Origin of the sequence: uncultured Porphyromonas sp., from assembly GCF_934359325.1 — a bacterium.
In the GTDB taxonomy this organism is placed as follows: domain Bacteria; phylum Bacteroidota; class Bacteroidia; order Bacteroidales; family Porphyromonadaceae; genus Porphyromonas_A.
The window spans coordinates 1-7,661 of sequence record NZ_CAKRLH010000078.1 but is presented as its reverse complement, the minus strand read 5'-3'; the positions used below and the strand labels follow the sequence as shown (position 1 = coordinate 7,661).

At 56.9% G+C, this 7,661-nt stretch carries 5 protein-coding genes and 1 pseudogene; all 6 read right to left on the bottom strand.

The annotated features are described in order from the left end of the window. Positions 1-752 (bottom strand): annotated as a pseudogene (locus Q0F21_RS04275) (Fe-S cluster assembly protein SufB); the annotation flags it as partial. 51 nt (positions 753-803) lie between these two features. Continuing rightward, entirely contained in the window at positions 804-1,292 is a 489-nt protein-coding gene (locus tag Q0F21_RS04270) for a CvpA family protein (protein WP_297237719.1), read from the bottom strand. Between the two features lie 30 nt (positions 1,293-1,322). Then, the gene (gene infB, locus Q0F21_RS04265; protein ID WP_297237717.1) at positions 1,323-4,211 is read right to left on the bottom strand and encodes a translation initiation factor IF-2; all 2,889 of its coding nucleotides are present in this window, start codon (positions 4,209-4,211) and stop codon (positions 1,323-1,325) included. A 72-nt stretch (positions 4,212-4,283) separates the two neighbouring features. After that, positions 4,284-5,669, bottom strand: a complete 1,386-nt coding sequence (gene nusA / locus Q0F21_RS04260; protein WP_297237715.1) for a transcription termination factor NusA — start codon at positions 5,667-5,669, stop codon at positions 4,284-4,286. Between the two features lie 23 nt (positions 5,670-5,692). Further along, positions 5,693-6,163 (bottom strand): ribosome assembly cofactor RimP, encoded by a 471-nt coding sequence (locus tag Q0F21_RS04255; RefSeq protein ID WP_297237714.1) that lies wholly within the window; start codon positions 6,161-6,163, stop codon positions 5,693-5,695. An 836-nt stretch (positions 6,164-6,999) separates the two neighbouring features. Next, on the bottom strand, positions 7,000-7,473 hold the full coding sequence (locus tag Q0F21_RS04250) for an SPOR domain-containing protein (RefSeq protein ID WP_297237712.1): 474 nt from the start codon (positions 7,471-7,473) through the stop codon (positions 7,000-7,002). Between the last annotated feature and the right edge of the window lie 188 nt (positions 7,474-7,661).

Here is a 7,661-nt window from a genome sequence, read left to right as displayed (position 1 = left end):
ATGGCAGCGTGGAGTTGGTTCTCGTCCCTCTGCGGGGCGGTGCAGCCCTCGAGGTAGGAGACGTAGGAGTCGTCCTCGGCTACGATCAGGGTGCGCTCAAATTGTCCCGTATTCAGTGCATTGATCCTGAAGTACGAGCTCAGCTCCATAGGGCAGCGGACGCCCTTAGGGATGTAGACAAATGAGCCGTCACCGAAGACCGCCGAATTGAGTGCAGCAAAGAAATTATCCGTCGGGGGAACCACCGTCCCGAGGTACTTCCGTACCAGGTCGGGATGCTCCCTGACTGCCTCACTGATGGGGCAGAAGATCACCCCCTTCTCCGCTAACTGCTTGCGGAAAGTGGTGCGGACGGAGACCGAGTCCATGACCGCATCGACGGCATAACCGGCGAGGATCTTCCGCTCCATGACCGGGACGCCAAGCTTCTCGAAGGTCTCTTCCAGCTTTGGGTCCATTGGCTCGTCGGCAGACTTCTTCTGCTTTGGTCGGGCAAAGTAAATGATGTCCTGGAAGTCTATCTCCGGGAGCTTTACGTGCCCCCAAGTGGGTACTTTCATCTTGGACCAAGCACGGAAGGCTCTGAGACGGAAGTCCAGCAGCCAGTCCGGCTCGTGGCGCATCTCAGAGATGGTGCGCACAATATTCTCATCGATCCCCTTAGGCAAGTACTCCGTCTCGATGTCGGTGGTGAAGCCGTACTTGTACTCGTCTCGCTCGTCTAAGAGGTCGCTTATCTGTTCGTTATTCATAGAGTATATATAGTCCCTCCGAGGAGGGAAGGAAAAAAATAGCCACCTCCGTCAGAGATCAGTGACCTCTGCCGCGGGTGGCTCTAAGGGTGGGGTGGGGCTCAGTGCATCCCTAAGCGAGGGAGCAATTGGCTCGACCAGTTCATCTAAGAGTGGGTAGGCCTGAGAGTCTCGGATCCACTCCGTATCGGGATTGAGACTCAGAACCACTGCGCAGGCTATCCAGAGCATCACTCCCGTGAAGAGCGCATTGGTCAGTGCCCCGAGGAGGCTGTCAGGTAGTCCGAAGCGCCCGTAGGAGGAGCCGGTGATTAGATCCAGTAGCAGACGGCTGAGCCAGAGAGCCACCGCAAAGGTGATCACAATGGAGAGCACCGAGATCGATGGCGAAAAGGAGATCGCTGACCGTATCAGCCCAGTGAGATAGAGGGCAAGGACAAGGCTCAGACAGCGGAGGGCAGAGGCGAAAAATCCTATACGCCACCCCGCAAAGAGCCCATTGAGCAATAGTAAGCCGACTGCGATATCAAACCACGGCATCTTGCGCTCTCCCTTGCTGCTACTGTCGTATTACTCGAGCTTACGCTTGACTGTGAATTCCTCGAAGGTCTCGATCTGATCTCCTGCCTGGATGTCGTCGTAGTCCTTGATAGAGAGACCGCACTCCAGACCGGTGGTTACCTCCTTGACATCGTCCTTGAAGCGCTTCAGGCTCACCAGCGGACCGGTATGGATCACGATGCCATCGCGGATCACGCGAGCCTTATTGTCACGCGACACCTTGCCATGCTCCACCATACATCCGGCGATGGTACCCACCTTGGGGATGCGGAAGGCCTTGCGTACCTCGAGGGTCGCCGTGACCTGCTCCTTGATCTCGGGAGAGAGCATGCCCTCCATAGCGGACTTGACGTCCTCTATCGCATCATAGATAATCGAGTAGAAGCGGATCTCCACTCCCTCGTCCTCAGCAGCGCGCCTGGCGCCCTGAGCGGGACGTACCTGGAAGCCTACGATTAGCGCATCGGAGGCAGCCGCGAGATCTACATCGCTCTGGCTGATAGCTCCGACAGCACTGTAGATCACGTTTACGCGGATCTCTTCAGTCGAGAGCTTGACCAGGGAGTCGGATAGCGCCTCGACGGATCCGTCCATATCTCCCTTGACGATGATATTGAGCTCCTGCACTTCGCCGTCCTTGATCTGTCGGCTGAAGGTCTCCAGGCTCGGCAGGTGCTGGGTGCGCTCCTTCTGCTCCCTCTGAAGCTGCTCGCGCTGACGGGCGATGTCTCTCACGTCAGACTCTGTCTCGAGGGCATTGAGGGTCTCACCGGCAGGCGTAGCACCATTGAGTCCAAGTACCTTGACCGGCATAGAGGGGCCGACGGACTCGACGGTCTCGCCGTACTCATCGAAGAGCGCCTTCACGCGACCATAGTTGGCTCCGGCGACGATGTAGTCTCCATTGCGAAGCGTACCCTCCTGGATCAGGACCTTGGTCGTATAGCCGCGACCCTGCTCGAGTGTGCTCTCGAGGACGGACCCCTTGGCGAGCTTATTCGGGTTGGCCTTCAGCTCGAGGAGGTCAGCCTCTAAGAGAACCTTCTCCAGCAGGTCTTGTACACCGATCCCCTTCTTGGCGGAGATCTCCTGGCACTGATACTTACCTCCCCACTCCTCTACGAGATAATTCATGGCAGCGAGCTGCTCGCGTACCATATCCGGCTTGGCTCCCGGCTTGTCCACCTTATTGATGGCAAAAACGATCGGCACGCCGGCCAGCGAGGCGTGAGAGATGGCCTCCTTAGTCTGAGGCATGATACCGTCATCGGCTGCGATGACGATGATGACGATATCGGTCACCTTGGCTCCGCGAGCACGCATAGCGGTAAAGGCCTCGTGTCCGGGAGTATCGACGAAGGTGAGCTTGCGTCCTCCCTCGAGGGTCACTCTGTAGGCACCGATGTGCTGGGTGATACCACCCGCCTCGCCGGAGATGACGTCGGACTTGCGGACGGCATCGAGAAGTGAGGTCTTACCGTGGTCGACGTGACCCATCACGGTCACCACCGGAGCGCGCGGCTCCAGATCCTCCGGCTTGTCCTCCTGAGTCTCGATCGCCTGCATAGCCTGAGCGTCGACGTAGATCGCCTCGTAGCCATACTCGTCGAGGATAAGGTCGATCTGGTCCTTCTCCAGACGCTGGTTGATCGAGACCATAAGCCCGAGATTGAAGCAGTAGACGATGATATCATTGACGGGAATGTCGAGCATCTTGGCGAGGTCGTTGACAGTAACGAACTCAGTCAGCTTGAGCTTCTTGCTCTCGCCCTCCTGCGCTCTCATCAGCTCCTCAGCCTCCTCCTGACGTGCCTCGCGCTTCTCACGGCGATACTGTGCTGCGGTCTTTCCGGGGCGGTGACCACGTCCCTGCATGGCCGCCATGGTCTTCTTGATCTGCTTCTGGATATCCTCCTGAGTGATCTCCTGCTGCTCCTCTCGGCGACGGCTCTTGCGTCCTTTCTTCGGATTTGCGGCGGCTGACTTATTATTGCGGTTATTGCCGGTGTTGTTGTTACCACCCCGGTTGTCCTTATTGCGGCGGTTGTTACTGTCCCTGCCGGCACCCTTGCCGCTGTCCTGCTTGGCTTGCTTGTCGATGTCGACCTTATTACCCTTGATCCGCTTCCGCTTGCGTCGTGAGGTCTTAGGCTCTATCTTGGAGAGGTCGATCTTGCCGACTACAGTGAGTCCCATATCATCGGTCGTACCGATGCGGAATACTCCGTCCTCCTCCTTGGTCTCATCGATGTCAGTGGCCGGCTTCTCCTGCTCCTTCTTGGGCTCTGATGGCTTCTGGGTGTCCTTGTCCGGCTGAGGTTTCTTCTCGACCACCGGCTTCTCCTTCGCCTTGGGAGCCTCGGGCTTAGGTTGCTCGGCCTTAGGTTGCTCGGCCTTAGGTTGCTCCACCTTCGGTTTCTCCACCTTCGGAGCGGCAGGCTTCTTCGGCTCCTCGGCGGGCTTAGCCGGCTTAGGAGTCTTGACCTCCGGCGCCGGCTTCTCCTTCGGCTTTTCGCTCTTGGAGGAGACAGGGATCACGCGCCCCTTGTCATCGAGCTGGAGATGTCCCTTGACGAAGGAGGGCTTAGACTTGGCGGCAGGTGCCGCCTCACTGGTCGGCTCCGGCTTGGCAGCCTTCGGCTCAGTCTGCTTGACCTCCTCGGTGGAGGTGGTGCCTTTGGGGGACTTAGAGAGGTAGCTCTCGGTGAGTCGCTTCTTATCATCCGCACTCAGATCGCTACCGTACTCCTCCAGGACAGTCTTCAGCTCGGCCGTAGTCAGCTTAGTATTGGGACTCTTGTAGTCCCCATTGGGGTTTTTCTTGCTCAGGAATGTGCTGAGCGTGCTTACTCCAACGTTTAAGTCTCGTGCGACCTTATTTAATTTGATTGCGGGCATATATTTCTCTCTCGTCTCGGTGTCTATTCTTATACTTGGCAGGTGTGTGAGGTCGGTCTCCCTCCCCGTTGCTTACTCCTGATCCTCGCTCTCGGGAGTAGATGAAGGTGTCTCTGCCTCCTCAGCCTCCGGCTCCACAGGGAGCTGGCGGAAGAGCGGATCCCTCTCGGGCAGGTCGGGGAACTCATCCGCGGGTAGCTCATCATCGTCAAACTCAGCCATCAGCACCTGTCGGATATAGTCGACCGTCTTCTCCTCCAGGTCGGTAGCGCGGATCAGATCCTCTCTGCTGTGGCGGAGGACGCTCTTGGCGGTGTCGCAGCCGATGGCGACAAGCAGGTCAATGATCCAGGGATCTATCTCGTCATCAAACTCAGAGAGGAAAAGATCCTCCTCATCCAGCCCCTGGCTCTCATCTCTGTAAATATCGATCTCGTAGCCGGTCAGCATCATCGCGAGCTTGATATTGAAGCCATTGCGACCGACGGCGTTGCGGATCTCCTCCTGCGCCAGATAGACGTCTGCGTGATTCTCCTCAGGACTGATCCGGACGTCGGCATTCTGTGCCGGACTGAGTGCGCGCTGTATCAGTAGCTGGTCGTTGTCCGTGTACTGGAGTACGTCAATACTCTCGTTGCGCAGCTCGGCCACTACTCCGCGGATACGAGATCCGCGTACGCCCACGACTGCTCCTACGGGGTCGATGCGAGAGTCGACGCTCTCGACCGCTACCTTGGCACGGTCTCCGGGGATGCGGGCGACCCGCTTGATCATCACGAGACCATCCTGGATCTCAGGCACCTCTCGGGCAAAGAGCTGGGCGAGGAAGTCGTTGCTGGTTCGGCTGAGGATGATCTTCGGGTTATTGTTATTGTAATCTACGCGCTCGATGCAGGCAGTGACGTGGTCGCCCTTCTGGAAGCGATCCCTCGGTATCATCAGCGATCGGGGCATGATCAGCTCGTTGCCATCGCCATCGAGGAGCAGGAGCTCGCGCTTCCACGTCTGATAGACCTCCGCGGTGATCAGCTCTCCGACCCGCTTACTATAATTGGCATAGAGCGTATCCTTCTCCAGCTCAAGCACCTTAGAGGCAAGGGACTGGCGAAGGTTCTGGATGGCGCGGCGACCGAAGCTCTCGAAGGAGACCTTATCCGTGTACTCCTCCCCCTCCTCGAGATCCTCCTCTCCCTGGGAGCGGACCTCAGAGACAGACACCTCCTTCATCTTATCAGTCACCTCTCCGTCGGGGACGATGATCCGATTTCGCCAGATCTCCACGTCCCCCTCCTCGGGGTTGATGATGACGTCGAAGTTATTGTCCGTGCCATACATCTTGGCGATGGCGCTACGGAGAGACTCCTCCAGTACCTTGATGAGTGTCCCCTGGTCGATGTCCTTCTGGCTCATGTAGTCTCCCAGAGCCTCCATCATTGTTGCCTGTGTCTTTTTTGCCATGTATATAGTAGTGCGCTTTAGTGTCACATCTTCAGATCATAGACCACTGACTTCACCTCCTCGTATGTGAGGCGAAGTGGAGTGGGGTAGGCCTTGCGGCGCTTGTCTCCCTCATGCTTCTCCATCCGGATCACCTCCATCTCCAGTCCCTCCTCATCTGCGGCGAGGAGGGTACCCTTCTCGATCCCACCCCTGCGGAGCGTCGCGATGACAGGCTCCCCGATGTACTTACGGTACTGCCGTGGCAGGCGGAGTGGAGAGGTGAGCCCGGCACTCGTCACGGTCAGCTCGTAGTCCTCCACGTCCCGATCGAAGCGCTCCTCTATATAGTGCGAGATCTCCGTGATCGTGTCGAGTGAGAGGGAGCCGTGATCGCTGTCCACGGTGATGCTGATCAGGTTGCCCGACCGCACATCCACCGCGACGAGGAAGAGCTCCTCGTGCTGTGCCAGATACCCCTCGAGGGCTGACTGTATGTCTCTTACGTCTATCATCAGGTCTGTATATGGAAATAAAATGAGAAGACTCAGGGGTCCTCTCATCTCTTACCCTCGCAAAGGTACTAAATCTTACACCGATAGACAATCTTCGTCCCTTTTCCTTACAAAAAATGCGTCTCCCCTTCGGGGCTAAGCTCTTCCCTCCCTATAATCTGCATTTGGTGTAGATTCGCCCCTCCCTATAATCTGCATTTGGTGTAGAATTAGGAATATGAAACCCTCGCTACGGCACCCTAAGGGGGCTCGCTCCTTAGGCATCGGTCATCCGCGAAGCAGTGACCGATGTACTGAAGCACACCCTAACCCCACGACCCCTTGCTGGCGCACCGAGAGTTAGTGAGCGGGCATCCCCGGCGCCGGGGAGTATCGTATCGAGCTGGATAGAGTTCGGTGAATTCTAAACCCGGTATTAGTGATCACTAAACCCGGTAATAGTGATGACTAATACCGGGTTTAGTTTGGGGTCGCAGGGCTGACGCATCTGAGCTATACAGTAAACTACCTGATGCCCGCCAGAGAGGCTGATGCTTAGGCAAGCGGATGGGTGGTCTCTCTTATCGCTCATCTCCGATGTGATGGCGACCCGCAAGGCGTCGGGTTACGAAAAAACTCCCTGAGCATCGGTCGAGCCACGAAGTGGCGAAGACCGATGCCTATCGGGCATCCTTGCGGATGCCGTTACGCTGCTGACGGACGAGTCTCAAGCGCGTCAGCCCTGCCTATTCACCATCCTATTATTACGGTATAGAGGACAAAGGAGGGGTAGCGTCAGAGCTCCTGACACTACCCCTCCTATGGCTTAGCTATACTTTTAGTAAGCAGATGCCGGATCAGTAAGCGCGGCGAACGATCCAGGCGTCGCTGAAGGCAGGAGCGTACTTGTGCATGATGGCGTCACGCGAGCGGACAGCTTCTTCCTTGGTGTCGTGACCAGTGACCAGCACGCGGTACATGCCGGACTCGTTCTGTGCGAGGATCGCCTCGCTGTAGCCGGCACTGATCATACGCTCGCGGAGTGAGCGGGCGTTGGTGATGTTCTTGAAGCTTCCGATGCAGACGCTGAAGGTGCGGATGCCATTGGGTGCACTCTCGCCCTCGGGGACAGAGAGTCTCTCCTCGCGGACGTCAGAGTTGTCAGCTACCACGATCGGCTCCTCCTGGGTGTAGGTGCTCTGCTGAGCCACCTCACGCTGCTGAGCCTTCTCATACATAGAGCGATAGGCGCTCTTCTTGGGCTTGCATGAGGTCATGCAGCCACCTACAATGAGCAGCCCCAGTGCAGCTACGAGTACATTCTTTTTCATGATGAATTTGTTGTCTAAGTAATAATCTATTTTTCTCGACTACAAAAGTAGTCATTATTGGACAAAATAGCGAATAGACAACACCTCGGAGCTGGTAAATATGCATAAAGTGATGCCCTCGGAGGATCGATTACCTCCCTACGGTCCTGTCTCGATCTGGGTGAGAACGGCATAAAGAGGTGGCGCAA